Annotated in this window: 17 protein-coding genes; 3 read left to right on the plus strand and 14 right to left on the minus strand. The window is 72.3% G+C overall.

The window, feature by feature from the left end; all coding sequences use genetic code 11:
- The first annotated feature begins 348 nt into the window (after positions 1 to 348).
- Positions 349 to 1,131, plus strand: a complete 783-nt coding sequence (gene pgl, locus SSNG_RS08735) for a 6-phosphogluconolactonase (RefSeq protein ID WP_007263452.1) — start codon at positions 349 to 351, stop codon at positions 1,129 to 1,131.
- Between the two features lie 73 nt (positions 1,132 to 1,204).
- Here the strand turns inward: pgl and pgi are convergent, their stop codons facing one another.
- From pgi to SSNG_RS08800, 13 genes are all read right to left on the minus strand, one after another.
- Positions 1,205 to 2,860 carry a glucose-6-phosphate isomerase gene (pgi, locus tag SSNG_RS08740; protein ID WP_007263453.1) on the minus strand — a complete coding sequence of 552 codons (1,656 nt, stop codon included), beginning with the start codon at positions 2,858 to 2,860 and terminating at the stop codon, positions 1,205 to 1,207.
- 171 nt (positions 2,861 to 3,031) lie between these two features.
- Entirely contained in the window at positions 3,032 to 3,367 is a 336-nt protein-coding gene (locus tag SSNG_RS08745; protein ID WP_007263454.1) for an RNA polymerase-binding protein RbpA, read from the minus strand.
- A gap of 178 nt (positions 3,368 to 3,545) precedes the next feature.
- Positions 3,546 to 3,779, minus strand: a complete 234-nt coding sequence (gene secG, locus SSNG_RS08750; RefSeq protein WP_042800760.1) for a preprotein translocase subunit SecG — start codon at positions 3,777 to 3,779, stop codon at positions 3,546 to 3,548.
- Between the two features lie 114 nt (positions 3,780 to 3,893).
- Positions 3,894 to 4,679, minus strand: coding sequence for a triose-phosphate isomerase (tpiA, locus tag SSNG_RS08755; protein WP_007263456.1), 786 nt, complete (start codon positions 4,677 to 4,679; stop codon positions 3,894 to 3,896).
- A 6-nt stretch (positions 4,680 to 4,685) separates the two neighbouring features.
- Positions 4,686 to 5,897: a phosphoglycerate kinase gene (locus tag SSNG_RS08760; protein ID WP_007263457.1), complete on the minus strand. Its 1,212-nt coding sequence runs from the start codon at positions 5,895 to 5,897 to the stop codon at positions 4,686 to 4,688.
- Positions 5,898 to 6,054: 157 nt separating this feature from the next.
- A complete protein-coding gene (gene gap / locus SSNG_RS08765; RefSeq protein WP_007263458.1) occupies positions 6,055 to 7,059 on the minus strand; it encodes a type I glyceraldehyde-3-phosphate dehydrogenase in 1,005 nt (334 codons plus the stop codon).
- Positions 7,060 to 7,291: 232 nt separating this feature from the next.
- Positions 7,292 to 10,270 (minus strand): M14 family metallopeptidase, encoded by a 2,979-nt coding sequence (locus SSNG_RS08770; protein ID WP_007263459.1) that lies wholly within the window; start codon positions 10,268 to 10,270, stop codon positions 7,292 to 7,294.
- 149 nt (positions 10,271 to 10,419) lie between these two features.
- Positions 10,420 to 11,415 carry a DNA-binding protein WhiA gene (gene whiA, locus SSNG_RS08775; protein WP_030237199.1) on the minus strand — a complete coding sequence of 332 codons (996 nt, stop codon included), beginning with the start codon at positions 11,413 to 11,415 and terminating at the stop codon, positions 10,420 to 10,422.
- Positions 11,406 to 12,470: a uridine diphosphate-N-acetylglucosamine-binding protein YvcK gene (gene yvcK, locus SSNG_RS08780; protein ID WP_007263461.1), complete on the minus strand. Its 1,065-nt coding sequence runs from the start codon at positions 12,468 to 12,470 to the stop codon at positions 11,406 to 11,408. Before yvcK ends, whiA begins: the two co-directional genes overlap by 10 nt.
- Entirely contained in the window at positions 12,467 to 13,426 is a 960-nt protein-coding gene (gene rapZ, locus SSNG_RS08785; protein WP_050779847.1) for an RNase adapter RapZ, read from the minus strand. The genes yvcK and rapZ overlap by 4 nt, the downstream gene beginning before the upstream one ends.
- A gap of 32 nt (positions 13,427 to 13,458) precedes the next feature.
- Entirely contained in the window at positions 13,459 to 15,462 is a 2,004-nt protein-coding gene (gene uvrC / locus SSNG_RS08790) for an excinuclease ABC subunit UvrC (RefSeq protein WP_042800761.1), read from the minus strand.
- Between the two features lie 326 nt (positions 15,463 to 15,788).
- Positions 15,789 to 16,583, minus strand: a complete 795-nt coding sequence (locus SSNG_RS08795; protein WP_042803149.1) for a hypothetical protein — start codon at positions 16,581 to 16,583, stop codon at positions 15,789 to 15,791.
- Between the two features lie 5 nt (positions 16,584 to 16,588).
- Complete coding sequence (locus SSNG_RS08800) at positions 16,589 to 17,230, minus strand: papain-like cysteine protease family protein (RefSeq protein WP_007263465.1); 642 nt, start codon at positions 17,228 to 17,230, stop codon at positions 16,589 to 16,591.
- Between the two features lie 250 nt (positions 17,231 to 17,480).
- Here SSNG_RS08800 and SSNG_RS08805 point away from each other — a divergent pair, with 250 nt between their 5' ends.
- Positions 17,481 to 18,431: a hypothetical protein gene (locus SSNG_RS08805; RefSeq protein WP_007263466.1), complete on the plus strand. Its 951-nt coding sequence runs from the start codon at positions 17,481 to 17,483 to the stop codon at positions 18,429 to 18,431.
- A 121-nt stretch (positions 18,432 to 18,552) separates the two neighbouring features.
- On the opposite strand, the gene SSNG_RS08810 is transcribed toward SSNG_RS08805, so the two are convergent.
- Positions 18,553 to 18,984 (minus strand): Rieske (2Fe-2S) protein, encoded by a 432-nt coding sequence (locus SSNG_RS08810; RefSeq protein ID WP_007263467.1) that lies wholly within the window; start codon positions 18,982 to 18,984, stop codon positions 18,553 to 18,555.
- A gap of 91 nt (positions 18,985 to 19,075) precedes the next feature.
- On the opposite strand from SSNG_RS08810, the gene SSNG_RS08815 reads away from it, so the two are divergent.
- Complete coding sequence (locus tag SSNG_RS08815) at positions 19,076 to 19,951, plus strand: carbohydrate kinase (protein WP_007263468.1); 876 nt, start codon at positions 19,076 to 19,078, stop codon at positions 19,949 to 19,951.
- Positions 19,952 to 20,056 lie beyond the last annotated feature (105 nt).

The following is a 20,056-nucleotide window of genomic DNA, read 5'->3' on the forward strand; positions in this document are numbered from 1 at the left end:
GGGGCCGCTGCGCGGAGCGGTCCCCTACCCGCCCTTCCACCGTTCCCCGGGCTCCGCCCGGACCCGCGCCTCAAACGCCGGCGGGGCTGGATCTCGCCGGCCGTCGCCCGACGGGCTGGGGTGCGCGCAGCGCACTTCCAGCCCGTCCGGCGTTTGAGGACCGGGGTCCGGGGCGGAGCCCCGGTTTCGGGAAGGGGCGGGGTGGGGAAGGGCTCCGCGCAGCGGCACCCCGCGCACCCCGCGCACCCCGCGCACCCCGCGCACCCCGCGCACCCCGCGCACCCCGCAAGGCCCCAAGGGCCGTGGGGCAATCACCCAGGACTACCAAGAAGGCGGCAGCACATGGGTATGACGACTCCCCAGGTCGTCGTCCACCGGGACAAGGAGCTGATGGCCCAGGCCGCGGCGGCCCGGCTCATCACGAAGATCGTGGACGCGCAGGCCGCCCGCGGCAGCGCCTCGGTCGTCCTGACCGGCGGCCGCAACGGCAACGGCCTGCTCGCGGCCCTCGCCGCCGCCCCCGCGCGGGACGCGATCGACTGGTCCCGCATCGACCTCTGGTGGGGCGACGAGCGCTACGTCCCCGCCGACGACCCCGAGCGCAACCACGTCCAGGCCCGCGAGGCGCTGCTGGACGCCGTCCCCGTGGACCCGGCGCGCGTGCACGCGATGCCCGCCTCCGACGGCCCGTACGGCGACGACGTGGACGCCGCCGCGGCCGCGTACGCCGCCGAGCTGGCGAAGGCGGCCGGGCCCGAGGACCACGGCCCGGTGCCCACGTTCGACGTGCTGATGCTGGGCGTGGGCCCGGACACCCACGTGGCGTCCCTGTTCCCCGAGCACCCGGCGGCCCGCGAGACCGAGCGCACGGTCGTCGGCGTCCACGGCGCCCCGAAGCCGCCGCCGACGCGCGTCTCGCTCACCCTCCCCGCGATCCGCGCGGCCCGCGAGGTCTGGCTGCTGGCGGCCGGCGAGGACAAGGCCGGAGCGGTCGCCATCGCCCTCGGCGGTGCTGGCGGGGTGCAGGCCCCGGCCGCGGAGGCGTACGGCCGCAGCCGCACCCTGTGGCTGTTGGACCGCGCGGCGGCGGCCAAGCTGCCCGCCGGGCTGTACCCCCCGGCCTCCGCCTGAACCGGAGGAACGGGATCGTGAAGGGCCCCGCACCGGATCCTGTCCGGTGCGGGGCCCTCTGCGTCAGGCCGGGTCAGCCACGGCCGCGCAGCTCCCGGTACGTGGCCACCAGCGCCCGCGTCGACGGGTCGAGGCTCTCCACGTGCGAGCCCTCGGTCAGCGCCGGCTCCACGCGCTTGGCGAGGACCTTGCCGAGTTCGACGCCCCACTGGTCGAAGGAGTCGATGTTCCACACCGCGCCCTGGACGAACACCTTGTGCTCGTAGAGGGCGATGAGCTGGCCCAGCACCGAGGGGGTCAGCTCACCCGCGAGGATCGTCGTCGTCGGGTGGTTGCCCCGGAAGGTCTTGTGCGGGACGAGCGCCTCGGCGACCCCCTCCGCACGGACCTCCTCGGCGGTCTTGCCGAAGGCCAGGGCCTGCGTCTGGGCGAAGAAGTTCGCCATCAGCAGGTCGTGCTGGGCCTCCAGCGCCGGCGGCAGCTCCGCCACCGGCCGGGCGAAGCCGATGAAGTCCGCCGGGATCATCTTGGTGCCCTGGTGGATCAGCTGGTAGTAGGCGTGCTGTCCGTTGGTGCCGGGCGTGCCCCACACCACCGGGCCGGTCTGCCAGTCCACCGGATTGCCCTCCCGGTCCACGGACTTGCCGTTCGACTCCATGTCGAGCTGCTGCAAGTAGGCGGTGAAACGGGAGAGGTAGTGGCTGTACGGGAGCACCGCGTGCGACTGCGCGTCGAAGAAGGCCCCGTACCAGATGCCCAACAGGCCGAGCAGGAACGGGGCGTTGGCCTCCATCGGCGCGGTGCGGAAGTGCTCGTCCATGGCGTGGAAGCCGCCGAGCAGCTCGCGGAAGGAGTCCGGGCCGATGGCGATCATCAGGGAGAGGCCGATGGCGGAGTCGAAGGAGTAGCGTCCGCCGACCCAGTCCCAGAAGCCGAACATGTTGGCCGGGTCGATGCCGAACTCGGTGACCTTCTCGGCGTTGGTGGACAGGGCCACGAAGTGCCGTGCCACGGCGGCCTGGTCACCGCCCAGCCCCGCGAGCAGCCATTCCCGCGCCGAGGTGGCGTTGGTGATGGTCTCGATGGTGGTGAAGGTCTTCGAGGCGATGATGAACAGGGTCTCCGCCGGGTCGAGGTCGCGCACGGCCTCGTGGAGGTCGGCGCCGTCCACGTTGGAGACGAACTTCAGGGTCAGGTCGCGGTCGGTGAAGGCGCGCAGCGCCTCGTACGCCATCGCGGGGCCGAGGTCGGAGCCGCCGATGCCGATGTTGACCACGTTCTTGATGCGCTTGCCGGTGAACCCGGTCCACTCCCCCGACCTGACCTGGCCGGAGAAGGCCGCCATCTTGTCGAGGACCTCGTGCACGCCGGGGACGACGTTCTCGCCGTCGACCTCGACGACGGCCTCCCGGGGGGCGCGCAGCGCGGTGTGCAGGACCGCGCGGTCCTCCGTCACGTTGATCTTCTCGCCGCGGAACATGGCGTCCCGCAGCTCGGCCACGCCGGTGGCGGACGCCAGTTCGCGCAGCATCCCGAGCGTCTCGTCGGTCACGAGGTGCTTCGAGTAGTCGATGTACAGGTCCCCGACCCGCAGCGTGTAGCCGGTGCCCCGGTCCGGGTCCGACTCGAACAGCTCCCGCAGATGCGTCTGCCCCAGCTCTTCCCGGTGCTTGCCGAGTGCGTGCCACTCGGGCGTCCGGTTGAGCCTCGTACGGCTGTCTGCGTTCATCTCGGACATCAACCCACTTCTTCCGTCCTGTTGTGCCCCGCCAGCGTCCAACCTAAGGGATCGGAAGGGGGACAACGCACACAAAGGGGCCCGGTCCGCGGGATTCGTTCTCCCGCGGGCCGGGCCCTGGGTCGCTCTTGAGCGCGGTGCTTCGTGCCGGGACGGGCGGGCTCAGATCTCGCCGCGGAGCTTGGCGAGGGCCTCGGCGAGGATGGCCTCGCCGTCGGCGTCGGTGCGGCGCTCGCGGACGTACGCGAGGTGCGTCTTGTACGGCTCCGTGCGGGGCGGCGCGGGCGGGTTGTCCCGGTCCTGGCCGGCCGGGAACCCGCAGCGCGGGCAGTCCCAGGTGTCCGGGACCTGCGCGTCGCTGGCGAAGCTGGGCTGCGTCTCGTGCCCGTTCGAGCACCAGAAGGAGATGCGCAGGCGCGGCGCGGATTCACCGCGCTCGGCCTCGCCCATCGGCCCGGCTCCGACCCGACTTCCACGAATCGCGTTGCCACTTGCCACGGTCGTAACTCCCTGCGTGATGGTGCCGCGGAGCGTGCGGGATGTCCGCTGCGGGCGCCCCAGTCTACGTAAGGCCCAACGCACGTCCAGCAACCGGAGTTACTCGCTCCAGCCGCGGACGCAGGTCCTCATGATAGGCCGGGCGCCGCCGGCGGTACGGCCCGAATGGCCAGAACCGTCAGGAGGCGTTGGCCTTCATGAGCAGGCCGAGCGCGACGATGCAGGCGAACCACAGCAGGCCGACGACGACCGTGATGCGGTCGAGGTTGCGCTCGGCCACGGAGGAGCCGCCGACCGAGGACTGCATGCCGCCGCCGAACATGTCGGAAAGGCCGCCACCCTTGCCCTTGTGCATCAGCACGAGCAGCATCAGCAGAGCGCTGAAGACGATCAGGGCGATCGAAAACCCCATAACCACGGCTGATTCCTACTTTCTGGGCTTGCTGGGAGGAAGCGGGGGCCGGCTGCCGCGCGTACGCGGCCCCCGGCCCCCGCAAGGGTACGACGGATCGGCCCTACCGCATACTCACTGGTCGCGGAAGCGGACGATCTTGACGAACTCGTCCACGTCCAGCGCCGCGCCGCCGATCAGGGCGCCGTCCACGTCGGGCTGGGCCATGATCGCGGCGATGTTGCCGGACTTGACCGAGCCGCCGTACTGGATGCGGACCTTGTCGGCCAGCTCCTGGGAGTACAGCTCCGCGAGGCGGCCGCGGATCGCACCGCAGACCTCCTGCGCGTCCTCGGGGGTGGCGACCTCGCCGGTGCCGATCGCCCAGACCGGCTCGTACGCGATCACGATGGACTCGACCTGCTCGGCCGGAACGTCCTTGAGGCCGCCGTCGACCTGGGCCAGCGTGTGCGCGACCTGGTTGCCGGCCTTGCGGACGTCCAGGCCCTCGCCGACGCACAGGATCGGGGTGATCCCGTTGCGGTAGGCGGCCTTGACCTTGGCGTTGCAGACCTCGTCGGTCTCGCCGTGGTACTGGCGGCGCTCGCTGTGGCCGACGGCGACGAAGGTGCAGCTCAGCTTCGACAGCATCGGGCCGGAGATCTCGCCGGTGTAGGCGCCGGAGTCCTGCGCCGAGATGTCCTGGGCGCCGTACTTGATCTTCAGCTTGTCGCCGTCGACCAGGGTCTGCACCGAGCGCAGGTCGGTGAAGGGCGGGAGCACCGCGACCTCGACGGCGTCGTAGTCCTTGTCGGCGAGGGCGAAGGCGAGCTTCTGGACGTGGGCGATGGCCTCGAGGTGGTTGAGGTTCATCTTCCAGTTGCCCGCCATCAGCGGGGTGCGGCCGTTGACAGTGGTCATAGGGGTTCAGCCCTCCAGGGCGGCGAGGCCGGGGAGCGTCTTGCCCTCGAGGTATTCGAGGCTGGCGCCACCACCGGTGGAAATGTGACCGAAGGCGTTCTCGTCGAAGCCGAGGATGCGGACCGCGGCGGCGCTGTCGCCACCGCCGACCACGGTGAAGGCCTGGCTGTCGACGAGGGCCTGCGCGATGGCGGTGGTACCGCCCGCGTAGTCGGGGTGCTCGAAGACGCCCACCGGGCCGTTCCAGAAGACGGTCTCGGCGTCGGCGATCTTCGAAGCGTACAGCTCACGGGTCTTGGGGCCGATGTCCAGGCCCTCCTTGTCCGCAGGGATCCCGTCCGCGTCGACCGTCTCGAAGACGGCCGGGGTCTTGCCCTTGAGGTCCGGGAAGTCGGCGGAGACCAGGACGTCGACGGGGAGGACCAGCTCGACGCCGGTCTTCTCGGCGCGCTCCATGTACTCCGTGACCTTGGGCAGCTGGTCTTCCTGGAGCAGGGAGATGCCGACCTCGTAGCCCTTGGCCTTGAGGAAGGTGTAGGCCATGCCGCCGCCGATGAGGATGCGGTCGGCCTTGCCGAGGAGCTCGTCGATGACGGCGAGCTTGTCGGAGACCTTGGCGCCGCCGAGGACGACGACGTAGGGGCGCTTGACGTCGGCGGTCAGCTTCTTCAGGACGCCGACCTCGGTGGCGATGAGGTAGCCGGCCGCGTGCGGGAGGCGCGCGGGCAGGTCGAAGACCGAGGCGTGCTTGCGGTGGACGGCGCCGAAGCCGTCGCCGACGTAGACGTCGGCCAGCTCGGCGAGCTGGTCCGCGAAGGCGCCGCGCTCGGCGTCGTCCTTCGAGGTCTCGCCGGCGTTGAAGCGCAGGTTCTCGATGACGGCGACCCGGCCGTCGGCGAGGGCCGCGACGGTCTCCTTGGCGGAGGCGCCGACGGTGTCGGTGGCGAAGGCCACCTCCGTGCCGAGCAGCTCACCGAGCCGCTTGGCGGCCGGGGCCAGCGAGAACGCCGGGTCCGGGGCGCCCTTGGGGCGGCCCAGGTGCGAGGCGACGACCACGCGGGCGCCGGCCTCGGCGAGCTTCGCGATGGTCGGCTGGACGGCGCGGATGCGGCCGTCGTCGCTGATCTCGCCGTTCGCCAGCGGAACGTTGAGGTCGGCGCGGACGAAGACCCGCTTGCCGGCGACGCCCTCGGCGAGCAGTTCGTCGATCGTCTTCATGTGTTTCCTACTCCTTGGGAGACCTTCGCCCGGTGGGCGAGGAGGGGAGGGCCAGGCAAGCAACAGGGCCCGAACGGCGCCTCATCGCGCCGAGCGGACCCTGTGCTCACATCGTGTTGCCTATTGCCTTGCCCTACGCTTTTGGGATCTGACGGCCTTAGAGCTGACCGCCGACGAAGACGGTGAGGTCGACGAGTCGGTTGGAGTAGCCCCACTCGTTGTCGTACCAGCCGACGACCTTGACCTGCTTGCCCTGGACCATGGTCAGGGAGGAGTCGAAGGTACAGGAGGCCGGCCAGTTCACGATGTCGGAGGAGACGATCGCGTCCTCGGTGTAGTCGAGGATGCCCTTGAGCTGGCCCTCCGCGGCCTTCTGGAAGGCGGCGTTGATCTCGTCCTTGGTGACCTCGCGGTCGAGCTCCAGGACGAGGTCGGTGACGGAGCCGGTCGGGACCGGGACGCGCATGGCGATGCCGTCGAGCTTGCCCTTGAGCTGCGGCAGGACCAGCGCGGTGGCCTTGGCGGCACCGGTGGAGGTCGGGATGATGTTCTCGGCGGCGGCGCGGGCGCGGCGCAGGTCCGAGTGCGGGAAGTCCAGGATGCGCTGGTCGTTGGTGTAGGCGTGGACCGTCGTCATCATGCCCTTGACGATGCCGAAGTTCTCGTCGAGGACCTTGGCCATCGGCGCCACGCAGTTGGTGGTGCAGGAGGCGTTGGAGATGACGTGGTGGTTGGCCGCGTCGTACTTGTCCTGGTTGACGCCCATCACGATGGTGATGTCCTCGTCCTTGGCCGGGGCCGAGATGAGGACCTTCTTCGCGCCGGCCGCGAGGTGCTTGGCGGCGTCGGCCTTCTTCGTGAAGATGCCGGTGGACTCGATGACGATGTCGGCACCCAGCTCGCCCCAGGGGAGGTTCGCGGGGTCGCGCTCGGCGAAGGTCTTGAAGGTGTTGCCGCCGACGGTGATGGTGTCGTCGGTGTGGGAGACCTCGGCCTTGAGGCGGCCCAGAATGGTGTCGTACTTGAGCAGGTGCACCAGGGTGGCGTTGTCCGTCAGGTCGTTGACACCGACGATCTCGATGTCCGCTCCCTGCTCGAGAAGAGCCCGGAAGTAGTTGCGGCCAATTCGGCCAAAACCATTGATGCCTACGCGGATCGTCACGAACCGATCTCCTCGTTGGTGCGCCGGCCTGTCCCGCCGGCGAGCTGTATGGGATGTCCCCGACCGCTTACGACCCTACCTCTCTGTGAGCTTTTGAGTGACATCGGTCGGAGCCTGACACTCCCCGCTCTGCGCGGGGGACATGCCCGAGGCCCTGTACCAATGGCTCCGGCACGGGACGTCGGGGACTTCGGTCCCCGTCACGGAGAGTGAACGGGGACCGGGTCGTGGATCAGTGGTCCAGGGACCTGAGCGCCCTGCCGAGCACGGCGGCGCGGTCGGCCGGGGCCGTGAGGTGCTCCAGGCCGAAGCCGAGGAGAACCGTGTCACGCGTAGTGACCGCTGCGTAGGACTTGAACAGCTCTCCGGTCCTGGACCAATCTCCCGGAACGTCGGGACTCCCGGCGGGCGCCGGCTGTGCGGTCCACGTTCCGAGGGAGGCCTCGAAGCCCTCGGCGGGCTGGTCGGCGCCGCCGAGGGACAGCCGCGCCTCGTCGGCGAAGACGCCGCGGCCGCCCGAGGCGGGGTCGGTGATGTAGGCGAGGGAGACCTCCACCGTCTTGCCCGCGTAGGCGCTCAGGTCGAAGCTGACCTGCTTCCAGCCGCCGGAGGATCCGGTGAAGCTGTTCCACGCTCCGCTGCTGCCGGACGCGGTGCAGCCGCCGCCGGCGAGGGTGAGGTAGCGGCGCAGGAACGGGTGGCCGTTGACGAAGAAGCCGGCCTCGCACTCCGCCGGGACTGTGGCGGAGCTCAGTCCTCCCAAGTCCGGGAGTGTGGTCCAGTCGTCCCCGCCGGCCGTACGGGCCTCCAGGACGGCGTGGTCGTAGCCCTCCTCGGTGTTCCAGTTGAGGGCCGTCTTCAGCTTCGGCTGGTCGGCGGCGGTGACCTTGGTGAGGTCGATGGTCCGCGTGAGGCGCTTCCAGTCGTCGTCGTCATGGGTCGCCGACGCCATGCCGGTGCCCGCGTAGGGGGCGTACGGATTGGTCACCCCGGCGTACTGGCCCGCCTGGGCGCTCTTGAACTGCGGGAACTGCGCCGCCGGGAGCGTGTCGGAGGTGACGGTGTAGGCGCCGGGGGCGTTCAGCGGGTTGCCGGCCGCGTCGCCGAGGGCGCCCCGGGCGCCGGCCAGGGTGCCCGCGCCGGTGAAGCCGGTCGGGCCCTTGACCGGGGCGCGGCCGTAGGCGCCGAGGTAGTACTGGCTGAAGTCGTCGGTGAGGGCGCGGCCGACCTGGGCCCGGCCGCCGGCCAGTTCACCGGCCTCGACGAGCTTGCCGCCCTCGTTGAGGAAGTCGCGGACGGCCAGCTGGACGGGTCCGCCGGGGGCGCCCGCGCCCGTGTAGTGGACGGCCGTGCGGAAGTGGGAGAGCACGCCGAGGTGGTGCGGGACGCCCTGTGCGGCCACGTCCCACACGGCGGCCGACTTCCCGTTGGCCCGCAGCGCGTCCACGTACTCCCGGGCGTGCTGGGCCGTGGCGCCCTCCTCGGCGATCACCAGGACGTCCGCGCGCGGCCGCTCGGCCACGGTGTACGTGAAGTGCTCGCTGGAGACCTTCTTGTCGGAGCGGTCGCGGCCGGTGAACCAGACCTCGACCTTGTCCCCGGGCCTGGCGCCGTCCACCTTGCCCCGGTACTCGTCGAACCAGTTGTTGTCGTCGCCTCCGTAGACGTCCCCGCCCTTCCAGGCCTTGAGTCCGTCGTCGTGGGTACGGCCGCCGTTGATGCGGAAGTTGAGGCGCTTGTCCTTGAGCGCCTTGCGGGCGGTGACGGCGACCGTCTGGTCCTCGCCCTTGGCCGCGTAGGAGGTGGTGAAGGGGTCGGTGGTGAAGTCGGCGGCGCTCAGGCCGACGGAGGAGGAGGGACGGTCGGGGTGTGCGGCGCTCTCGCCGACGCTGAGCGCGAAGGGGACGTTCTTGGCGAACTCCTGCTGGATCAGCTTCTCGTCGTCGGGGAAGTTGAACCCGGAGGCGCAGTCCTCCGGCTTCCAGGCGTCGTTCGGATCGATCGCGGACGCCGTCTGGCAGGTGGTCATCTCCGGCGTGAACATCATGACGCCGTTGACGTTGGCCGCGTGGCCGTCGGCCTCGCCGTTGGTCGTGTACAGCTCGGAGGAGATCTGCGGGTAGTAGCCGGGCACGGCGGGGTTCTCGGGGGTGCCGGCGAGGGCCTTGTAGGCGACGTCGTCGGGGGTGGGGGTGGCGACCTGCCAGCCCACGCCGTACAGGATCAGCTCGGACGCCGAGTGGTAGTTGATCGCGTACTCGAAGCCGATGCGCTTCTCGAAGCCGTCGAGCGCGGTGGTCTCGGGCTCGGACTGCGCCTTGGGGCCGCGGAAGGTCTCGCTGGAGGGGCTCGGGGAGGAGCCCTCGTTGTCGTAGCCCCACTTGTGGGCGAAGTTGCGGTTGAGGTCGACGCCGTCCACCGCGGTGATCCTGCCGTCCCCGTCGTTGTCGCGGAGGTTCTTGCGCCACAGCCGGGTGCTGTCGGAGGTGAACGTGTAGTCGTAGCCGTCGGGGTTGGCGGAGAGCAGGAACCACAGCTCGGTGGAGTCCACCAGCTTGGTGATCCGCTGGTCCTTGCCGTAGTTGTCGAGGGTGTGGTGCATCAGCCGCCGGGTCATCTCGGGGGTGATCCACTCCCGGGCGTGCTGGTTGGACATGTAGAGCACGGACGGCTTGCCGCCGTCCCTGGTCCGCTTGGCGTCCTTGGTGACCTTGAGGGCGAGGATGTCCTTGCCCTGGAGGCTCTTGCCGATGGAGACGACCTTGGTGAGCGCCGGGTTCTCCTGCGCGGTCCGCAGGACCTCCTCCTGGAGGCCGCCCTTGCCGCTGTACGGGCGGAAGACGCCGTCCCCTGCGGCTTTGGCGCGGGCCAGGCCCTGGGCGGGGACCTTGCGCTCGGCGAGTACGACCCCCTGGGCGGCGAGCTGACCGGCCTGCTCCCCGGTGAGGAAGAGCTCGACGCGGGCGGTGCCCGTCTCCGGGGCGCGCTCGGAGAGTTCGTGGGCGTCCTGGCCGGCGGCGAGGACGAGCGGGACCTGCTCGCGGGTGATGTCGGCGTCGTAGACCCGCACCTCGTCGGCACCGGACGGCGTGCCGGACGCGGGCCGGGACTGGGTCTGGGCGTGGGCGTGGGCCGCGGCGGGTACCGCGGCCAGTGTGGTTCCGAAGACGAGTGCGCTTGCGGCGAGGATCGAACTCGCGCGGTGCCTCATGTGCCCCCCTGGGCGTCGTCTGCCACGAAAGCTTCGGACGCAAGGCTCACGATCCGAAGATGCACATGTCAACGGGACAAACGGGAACGGACCGGGCCCGCACGCGGGTGGGCGTGCGGGCCCGTCGGGAGCGTTCCGGAGATACGGGGTCAGCCGGCCATGTTGTCGGCCAGCTCCTCGCTGAGGTCCAGGTTCGACTCGGTGCCCGGGATGCCGAGGTCCTGGGCCCGCTTGTCGGCCATCGCCAGCAGGCGGCGGATCCGGCCGGCGACGGCGTCCTTGGTCAGCGGCGGGTCGGCGAGCGCGCCCAGCTCCTCCAGGGAGGCCTGCTTGTGCTCCATGCGCAGCCGGCCGGCCGCGGCGAGGTGCTCGGGGACCTCCTCGCCGAGGATCTCCAGCGCGCGCTGGACCCGGGCGCCGGCGGCCACCGCGGCCCGTGCCGAGCGGCGCAGGTTGGCGTCGTCGAAGTTGGCGAGGCGGTTGGCGGTGGCGCGCACCTCGCGCCGCATCCGCCGCTCCTCCCAGGCCAGCACCGACTCGTGGGCGCCGAGGCGGGTCAGCAGGGCGCCGATCGCGTCGCCGTCGCGGACCACGACCCGGTCCACGCCGCGCACCTCGCGCGCCTTGGCGGCGATGGAGAGCCTGCGGGCGGCACCCACCAGGGCCAGGGCCGCCTCCGGGCCGGGGCAGGTGACCTCCAGGGAGGAGGAGCGTCCCGGTTCGGTGAGGGAGCCGTGGGCCAGGAAGGCACCGCGCCAGGCCGCCTCCGCGTCACAGGTGGCGCCGGAGACCACCTGCGGGGGAAGACCCCGGATGGGGCGGCCGCGGCCGTCCACGAGGCCCGTCTGGCGTGCCAGCTGGTCCCCGCCGGCGACGACGCGCACGACGAAGCGGCTGCCGCGGCGCAGCCCTCCCGGGGCCATGACCACCAGGTCGGAGGAGTGGCCGAAGATCTCCAGGATGTCCTTGCGCAGCCGCCGGGCCGCGATCCCGGTGTCCAGCTCCGCCTCGATGACGATGCGGCCGCTCACCAGGTGCAGGCCGCCCGCGAACCGCAGGATCGCCGAGACCTCCGCCTTCCTGCAGCAGGTCCGGGTGACGGGGAGGCGTGAGATCTCATCCTTCACCGCGGGCGTCATCGCCATGGGCCGATCCTTCCATGCATCCGAAAAATACGGTCGTACGCGGCGGCCAGCAGCTCCGGATCGTGCTTCGGAGAACCGTCCTGTCTGGCCACGGGAGCCAGCTCGACCGCGGCACCGAACCGTTTCGCGGCATCGGCGAGGGACTCGCGGTCGGGTACGGCGGCCTCGTCGGCCAGCACCACGTCCAGGGCGAGTTTAGGGGCGTGTCGGGCCAAAACCTCCAAATGACGCTGCGGAGAGAAGCCCTCGGTTTCACCGGGCTGCGGCGCCAGGTTCAGCGACAGGACCCGCCGGGCCTTGGTCTGCACCAGCGCGTCCAGCAGCTCCGGCACGAGCAGGTGCGGGATCACGGAGGAGAACCAGGACCCCGGGCCCAGCACCACCCAGTCGGCGTCGAGCACGGCGGCGACGGCCTCCGGCACGGCCGGCGGGTCCGTCGGCACGACCTGCACGGAGAGCACCTCGCCGGGGGTGAGGGCCACCGTGGCCTGCCCCCGGACGGTGTCGACCTCGTCCGGGCGGGCCGGGTCGTGGCCCCTGACCAGGGCCTGGAGCTCCAGCGGCACCGCCGACATCGGCAGCACCCGGCCCTGCGCGCCGAGCAGCTTCCCGACCAGGTCGAGGGCCTGGACGGGGTCGCCGAGCTGCTCCCACAGGGCGACGATCAGCAGGTTGCCGACCGCGTGCCCGTGCAGGTCGCCCTCGGACTGGAAGCGGTGCTGGATGACCCGGGCCCAGGTCTGGCCCCAGTCGTCGTCGCCGCACAGCGCGGCCAGCGCCTTGCGCAGGTCGCCGGGCGGCAGCACGCTCAGCTCCTCCCGGAGCCGTCCGCTGGAGCCGCCGTCGTCCGCGACGGTGACCACGGCCGTGAGCTCGCCGGTGATCCGGCGCAGCGCGGCGAGGGAGGCCGACAGGCCCATGCCGCCGCCGAGGGCGACGACCTTGGGCGCGGCCACCTTCGACGCCGCGCGGCGGCCGCCGCGGCCCGCGCCCTCCTCGCCCCGTCCGGGGGTGAGGCGGCGCAGGCGGCGCAGCCGCAGGGTGCGTCCGGTCACTCGCGCCCCATGTCCCGGTGGACGACGACGGTCTCGACTCCCTCGGAGGCGAGGCGGGCGGCGAGCTTCTCGGACATGGCCACGCTGCGGTGCTTGCCGCCGGTGCAGCCGACGGCGATGGTCACGTACCGCTTGCCCTCGCGGCGGTAGCCGGCGGCGATGAGCTGGAGCAGCTCGGTGTAGCGGTCGAGGAACTCCTTGGCGCCGGGCTGGCTGAAGACGTAGCCCGACACCTCCTCGTTGAGCCCGGTGAAGGGGCGCAGCTCGGGGACCCAGTGCGGGTTGGGGATGAAGCGGCAGTCGACGACCAGGTCGGCGTCGACGGGCAGGCCGTACTTGAAGCCGAAGGACATGACGGTGGCCCGCAGCTCGGGCTCCTCGTCGCCCGCGAACTGGGCGTCCATCTTGGCGCGCAGCTCGTGCACGTTCAGGCTGGAGGTGTCGATGACCAGGTCGGCGTCACCGCGCAGCTCGCGCAGCAGGTCGCGCTCGGCGGCGATGCCGTCGACGATGCGGCCGTCGCCCTGGAGGGGGTGCGGGCGGCGGACCGACTCGAAGCGGCGGACCAGCGCGTCGTCGGAGGACTCCAGGAAGACGATGCGCCGGGTGACCCCGCGGGCCTCCAGGTCGGAGAGGGACTCGCGCAGGGCGTCGAAGAACTGGCGGCCGCGGACGTCGACGACGACGGCGATCCGCGCGACGTTGCCCTGGGAGCGGGCGCCGAGCTCCACCATGGTGGGGATCAGCGCGGGCGGGAGGTTGTCGACGACGAACCAGCCGAGGTCCTCCAGACACTTGGCCGCCGTACTGCGGCCGGCTCCGGACATCCCGGAGATGATCACCAGCTCGGGGATGGCGGTCTCGGCGTTGTCGCCGGGCTCCACGGTCGTGCCCGTACTCACCTGTGCTCCGTCTCGGTCGTGCTCGTTCGTGTGCTCGGTCGTCTGCTCGGTCATCTGCTCGGTCGTCGGTGCGGTCTCGTGCTGGGTCATGGCGCGGTCCCCCGTTCGGACGATGTCTCCGCAGGTGCGGAGGCCTCGTCCTCAATGATCTCTCCTGTCGCCGTGTTGACGGCAGGACCGGCGGGAACCGCCCCGGCGAGGGCGGCGGCCACGGTCTCCGCCGTCTTGCGGCCTATGCCGGGGACCTCGCAGATCTGGTCGATTGTCGCCTGTCTCAGCTTCTTCACCGAACCGAAGTGCTTCACGAGGGCCAGCTTGCGGCTCTCGCCGAGGCCCGGTACGTCGTCCAACGGGCTCACCCGCAGGCGCTTGCCGCGCTTGTTGCGCTGGTACTGGATGGCGAAGCGGTGGGCTTCGTCACGTACCCGCTGGAGCAGGTAGAGGCCCTCGCTGGTGCGGGGCAGCACGACGGGGTCGTCCTCGCCGGGCAGCCAGACCTCCTCCAGCCGCTTGGCGAGCCCGCACACGGCCACGTCGTCGATCCCGAGCTCCTCCAGGGCCCGCTTGGCGGCGGCCACCTGGGGCTGTCCGCCGTCGACGACGACGAGCTGCGGCGGGTAGGCGAAGCGCTTGGGGCGTCCGTCGTCCTCGGGGACCTCCCCGTCCTCCGCGTCCCACTCGCCCGTCTTGAGCTTCTCCTGGAGGTAGCGGCGGAAGCGGCGGGAGACGACCTCGTGCATGGAGCGGACGTCGTCCTGCCCCTCGAAGCTCTTGACCTGGAACCGGCGGTACTCGCTCTTGCGGGCGAGCCCGTCCTCGAAGACGACCATGGATGCCACGACGTCGTCGCCCTGGAGGTGGGAGATGTCGAAGCACTCGATGCGCAGCGGCGCGCCGTCCAGCTCCAGGGCCTCGGCGATCTCCTCCAGGGCCCGGGAGCGGGTGGTGAGGTCGCCGGCGCGCTTGGTCTTGTGCAGGGCGAGGGACTGCAGGGCGTTGCGGTGGACGGTCTCCATCAGCGCCTTCTTGTCCCCGCGCTGCGGGATGCGCAGGCTGACGCCGGACCCGCGCCGCCCGGCGAGCCACTGGCCGAGGGCGGGCGCGTCCTCGGGCAGCGCCGGTACGAGCACCTCCTTGGGGACGGCCTCGCCCTTCTCCTCCCCGTACAGCTGCTGGAGGGCGTGCTCGACGAGCCCGGCGGTGTCGACGGCCTCGACCTTGTCGGTGACCCAGCCGCGCTGGCCGCGGACCCGGCCGCCCCGGACGTGGAAGATCTGCACGGCCGCCTCCAGCTCGTCCTCGGCGACCGCGATGAGGTCGGCGTCGGTGGCGTCGGCGAGGACGACGGCGTTCTTCTCCATCGCGCGGCGCAGGGCGCCTATGTCGTCGCGCAGCCGGGCGGCCCTCTCGTACTCCATCTCCTCGGCGGCCTCGTGCATCTGCTTCTCCAGCCGGGAGAGGTAGGTGCCGGTGCGGCCCGCCATGAAGTCGCAGAAGTCCTCGGCCAGTTCCCGGTGCTCCTCGGGCGTGACCCGGCCGACGCAGGGCGCGGAGCACTTGCCGATGTAGCCGAGCAGGCAGGGGCGGCCGATCTGCGCGGACCGCTTGAACACCCCGGCGGAACAGGTGCGCACCGGGAAGACGCGGAGCATCAGGTCGACGGTCTCGCGGATCGCCCAGGCGTGCCCGTACGGGCCGAAGTACCGCACGCCCTTCTTCTTCGGTCCGCGCATGACCTGGACGCGGGGGTACTCCTCGTTCATGGTCACGGCGAGGGAGGGGTAGCTCTTGTCGTCCCGGTACTTGACGTTGAACCGGGGGTCGAACTCCTTGATCCAGGAGTATTCGAGCTGGAGCGCCTCGACCTCGGTGGACACGACGGTCCACTCGACGGAGGCGGCCGTGGTGACCATGGTCGCGGTACGGGGGTGCAGGCCGGCGATGTCCTGGAAGTAGTTCGCCAGGCGCTGGCGCAGGCTCTTGGCCTTCCCGACGTAGATCACCCGGCGGTGCTCGTCGCGGAACTTGTAGACCCCCGGGGAGTCGGGGACCTGTCCGGGCTCGGGACGGTAGCTGGAAGGGTCGGCCATGCCAACCACCCTACTGGCGGGGGCCGACAACCCCCCGCACCCCGGCCTCATCCAGCCTCGCCGGCGCTTGAGGCGACCCACCCACCCCGGCCCCGATCCAGCCCCGCCGGCGCTTGAGGCGACCCACCCACCCCGGCCCCGATCCAGCCCCGCCGGGCGTTTGAGGCGCGGGGTCTGGGGGCGGAGCCCCAGGGGGTCCGGGCGCAGCTCCTGGGGCACTCCCGCGTAGCCGGGGAGGAACGTGGAAGGGCGGGTAGGGGACAGCCCCGCAGGGCCCGGGCCCACGAACCGGGCAGCCGGACCCCGCGGAGCGGAGCGGCCCGGAACTACGCCCCGAGGGCCCGGCGCCGCCGGAGCAGGACGACCGCCCCGCCCGCACCCAGCGCCAGCGCGAGCGCCCCGACGCCGACCGCCGCCGGGACCCCGCCCGGGCCCCCGGGCTCACCGGGTCCGGAGACCTCGGCGAAGCCCCCGGCCCGGCCGGCCTCTGCGTACGCGGACCCGGGCAGCTTGTCGCCGTACAGTCCCGTGACCCGGGCCCTGTATCCGGCGAGCGTCGTCCCCCGGTCCCCCACGGCCCGCGCCGCGTCCTCGTCCAGCGGCAGCACCCGGTCTCCCCGGGCGACGTACCAGGCGTCGATCTGCGGCTCGCGGAACACGGTCCCGCCGGGCAGTTTCTCCGCGCCCAGCCGGGCGTAGCGGAACTCGTCGTCGCCGGTGGCGATGTTCACCACCTGCCAGCCCGTCCCGGTCTTCGCGGTCCACAGGGCGGCCCTCTGCCCGTCCGAGGAGACGGCCGCGCTCGCCAGGAACTCCAGCCGCGCGACCGGCGCCCCGGCCTTCCCGGCGACGAAGTCCGGCGAGAGGTAGCTCACCGGGATCACCTCGCCCTCGACCCGGGGCTGCGCGGCGGCGGCCGACACCTTCCCCTCGCGGGCGAAGAACCGGGAGAGGGTGGCCAGGGTGTCGGGAGCGGCGGCGGCCTCGTGGGCGGCCGCCCGGTTCTCGGCGGTGGCGGTCTGCGGCTGCGGTACGGGCGCGGCGGCGGCCTGCCCACCCGTGACCAGTACGACTACGGCGGCGGCAGCGAGGGCCGCGGCCGCGGAGGCGCGGAGCGTCATGGCGGTCACGCCCCGATCCGGTAGAGGGAGTGGGTCCAGGAGAAGGTGCTGTTGTCCACGTACCAGGCGTGGGAGGCCCAGTTGTAGCGGTCGCTGGAGGGCCAGGGGTCGCCCCAGTAGACCCAGCTGTTGGCGGTGTCGTAGCCGTAGACGACGTGCATGTGGCCGCCGCCGTTGGACCACTGGATGCGGGTCTCGACCGGGCGGTCGGCGTTGATCTCGGTCTGCACGGTGGAGTACTGGAGCCAGCCGGTCACGTAGCTGCCGGAGTTGATGCCGGCCCAGCGCAGCGCCGTCTGGACGTTGCCGAGGGTGGCCTGGTTGTTGGGGCACTCGGTGCCCTGCTGGCGGTTGAAGGCGGCGTTGCAGAACTGGTTCTGGCTGTAGTTGCGGCCGAACCAGGTGGTGATGGTGTTGCCGCCGGCGGCCCAGCACCAGTTGTTCTTCTGCTGGGCCTGCATGGTGATGCCCAGCCGCTTCCAGGCCAGGGCGGCGCTCGGGGCGCTCGGGGCGTCCGCGGCCGGGCCGGCGGCGGCGGTGGCGGTACCGGCGCCGACGCCCACGGGCAGCAGGACGAGGAGCAGGGCGGAGACCAGGGTGGAGATCAGGGCGGCGGCCAGGGACGGCCGCCCTCTTCTGTTGCGCATCGCGTTCCTCCCGAATGGGGACCCGAGGTGGGGACTCGGGGTGTGTGGGGGTGGAGGAGCGCGTCCGGACGCTGTGGAGGAGCATCAGGGTGTTGTCGCGATCAGGTCAACACGCTTCAATACGCGGTGACATTGCAGTGTGAACGGTGGGGCTGCGGTGTGAACGGTTACTGCCGTTCCACCAGGTCCCCCGGCACCACCGGCCCGGCCCCCCACCCGGCGCGTGTGAACGTTCACAAGAGGAGTCGCCATGCGACCCACCGGCGACCCGCCAGACGCGCCGGACGCGGCGCAGCTCGGACGGCTGCTGCGCGGCGGCCCCTTCCACGCCGCCCTGCGCGCCGCCATCGCCGCCCGCGGACTGCCCCTGCAACGCGTCCAGCACCGGCTCGCGGCGCGCGGCATCAAGCTCGGGGTGACCAGCCTCAGTTACTGGCAGCAGGGGGCCCGCACGCCCCGGCACCCCGAGTCGCTGCGGGCGGTCTCCGCCCTGGAGGAGATCCTGGAACTGCCCGGCGGCTCCCTGCTGCGGCTGCTGGCCGGCCCCCTCCCCGCCGCCGGCCCGCCCCGCCCGGCCGCCCGCTCCTACCGGGCGCTGGTGAGCGTGGGCGCGGCGGTGGAGGAGCTGCTGGCCGGCATGGAGCTCCCGGCGGACGGCGGCCTGCACACGGTCGGCCACCACGAGCGGGTCCGCATCGGACCGGGCGGCGAGCTGCGCACGCGGGAGTCGCAGCAGATCGTCCGGGCCCACCGCGACGGCGTCGACCGCTACCTCGCCGTCCACCACGGCGATCCGGGGTGCGACGCGACGCGGGTGGAGGTGACGGCGTACGAGAACTGCCGCACGGGCCGCGTGCGCCGCCACCCGGAAGCCGGGGTGGTGGTGGCGGAGCTCCTCTTCGACGCGCGGCTGCGGCGCGGGGACACGTACGTCTTCGGCTACGGGATCGCGGACGGCACGGGCGGCCGCAGCACGGAGTACGTGCGCGGCTTCAGCTACGCGGGCGGGCAGTACATGCTCCAGGTCGCCTTCGACGAGGCGGCCCTCCCGGTGCGCTGCCGCCGCTTCGCCCGCACGGGCCCCGGAGCCCCCCGCACCGCCCTCGGCGACCTCACCCCGAGCGGCCGGCACCGCGCGGTGCACCTGCTGGAGCAGGAGGTGCGGCGCGGGATCCTGGGCATCACCTGGGACTGGGATTGACCTCCGCTCCCCGCCCTCAAGAGGTCCTCAAAGGCGGGGATTCCTGCCACGGTCGTCTGACCGTCTCGGTGGGTGAGAGCGCGGCGTGCGCCGTGCTCGGCCGACCGGTACCCCGCTCCGGTCAGCCCGCGATCAGCTTGCCGTTCTCCACCTTGACCGGGACCGCCGGCAGCGGGTCGGTGGCCGGGCCGCGCAGGACCTTGCCGGTGGTGACGTCGAAGCGGCTGCCGTGGCAGGGGCAGTTGCCCTCGCCCTCGACGATCTTGTCCAGGACGCAGCCGGCGTGCGTGCACTGGGCGCTGAACGCCTTGTACTGGCCCTCCGCCTGGCAGCTGACGACGACCTTGCGCTCGCGGAACAGCTTCGCCCCGCCGACCGGGACGTCGGCCGCGCCGCCCAGCTCGACCGGCTCCTTCGGGACGGCCGGGCTGCCGGCGCCGCTGTTGCCCTCGGTGGAGCACGCGGTGAGCGCCGTCCCCGCGCCCACGGCCCCGGCGAGCGCGGCGGCGCCCTTGAGGACGGTACGGCGGGCGGCGGGCGGCTGCGCGGACATGCGGTTCTCCTGGCACGAGTGACGGGCCCCCGGGTGGGGGTCCACGGGTCGACCCGACGATACCGGCGTCCGATGGGATACCTTCCCCCGCGTGATCGTCGTCGGTGGAGAAGCCCTGATCGACCTCGTGCCCGTCGAGCGGCCGGCGGGCGCCCTGCTGCCCCGGCCCGGCGGCGGGCCCTACAACACCGCCCTGGCCCTGGGCCGGCTCGGGGCGGAGGTCGCCTTCTGCTCCCGGGTGTCGGCGGACGGCTTCGGCGAGGGCCTGCTGGCGGGGCTACGGGCCGCCGGGGTGGACCTCTCGCTGGTGCAGCGCGGGCCCGAGCCGACCACGCTGGCCGTGCCCTCCCTGGGCCCGGACGGCTCGGCCGTGTACGGCTTCTACGTCGAGGGGACCGCCGACCGGCTGTTCGCCCTGCCGCCCGCGCTGCCCGCGGGGGTACGGGCCCTCGCGCTCGGGACCTGTTCGCTGGTGCTGGAGCCGGGCGCGTCCGCGTACGAGGCGCTGCTGCGCCGGGAGTCGCGGCGCGGGCTGCTGACCCTGCTGGACCCCAACGTCCGCCCGGCGCTGATCGCGGATCCGGATGCGTACCGGGAGCGGTTCCTGGGGTGGCTGCCGTACGTGTCGGTGCTCAAGCTCTCGGAGGAGGACGCGGCCTGGCTGGGCGGCCGGGTCGGCGACTGGCTGGCGGCCGGCCCGTCGGCGGTGGTGCTCACCCGGGGCGCGGCGGGCCTGACGGTGTGGACCTCGGACGGCGCGGAGCACAGCGCGGCGGCTCTCCCCGTCGCCGTGGCGGACACGATCGGCGCGGGCGACACCGTCAACGCGGCGCTCCTGCACCGGCTCGCCGGGGCCCCGGACGCCGGCGCCGCCGACTGGCCGGACGTCCTGGCCTACGCGGCGCGCGCGGCCGCGCTGACCTGCACCCGGGCGGGCGCCGAGCCCCCGTACGCGGCGGAGCTGTAGCCCGGCGGAGCCCCCGGGGCACCTCCCAGCGGTAGCTGGGGGAGGAACGCTGGAAGGGCGGGTGGGGGACGGCCCCGCGCAGCCGCCCGCCCCCGCCACCGCCCC

Origin of the sequence: Streptomyces sp. C, assembly GCF_000158895.1 — a bacterium.
Taxonomy (GTDB): Bacteria; Actinomycetota; Actinomycetes; order Streptomycetales; family Streptomycetaceae; genus Streptomyces; species Streptomyces racemochromogenes.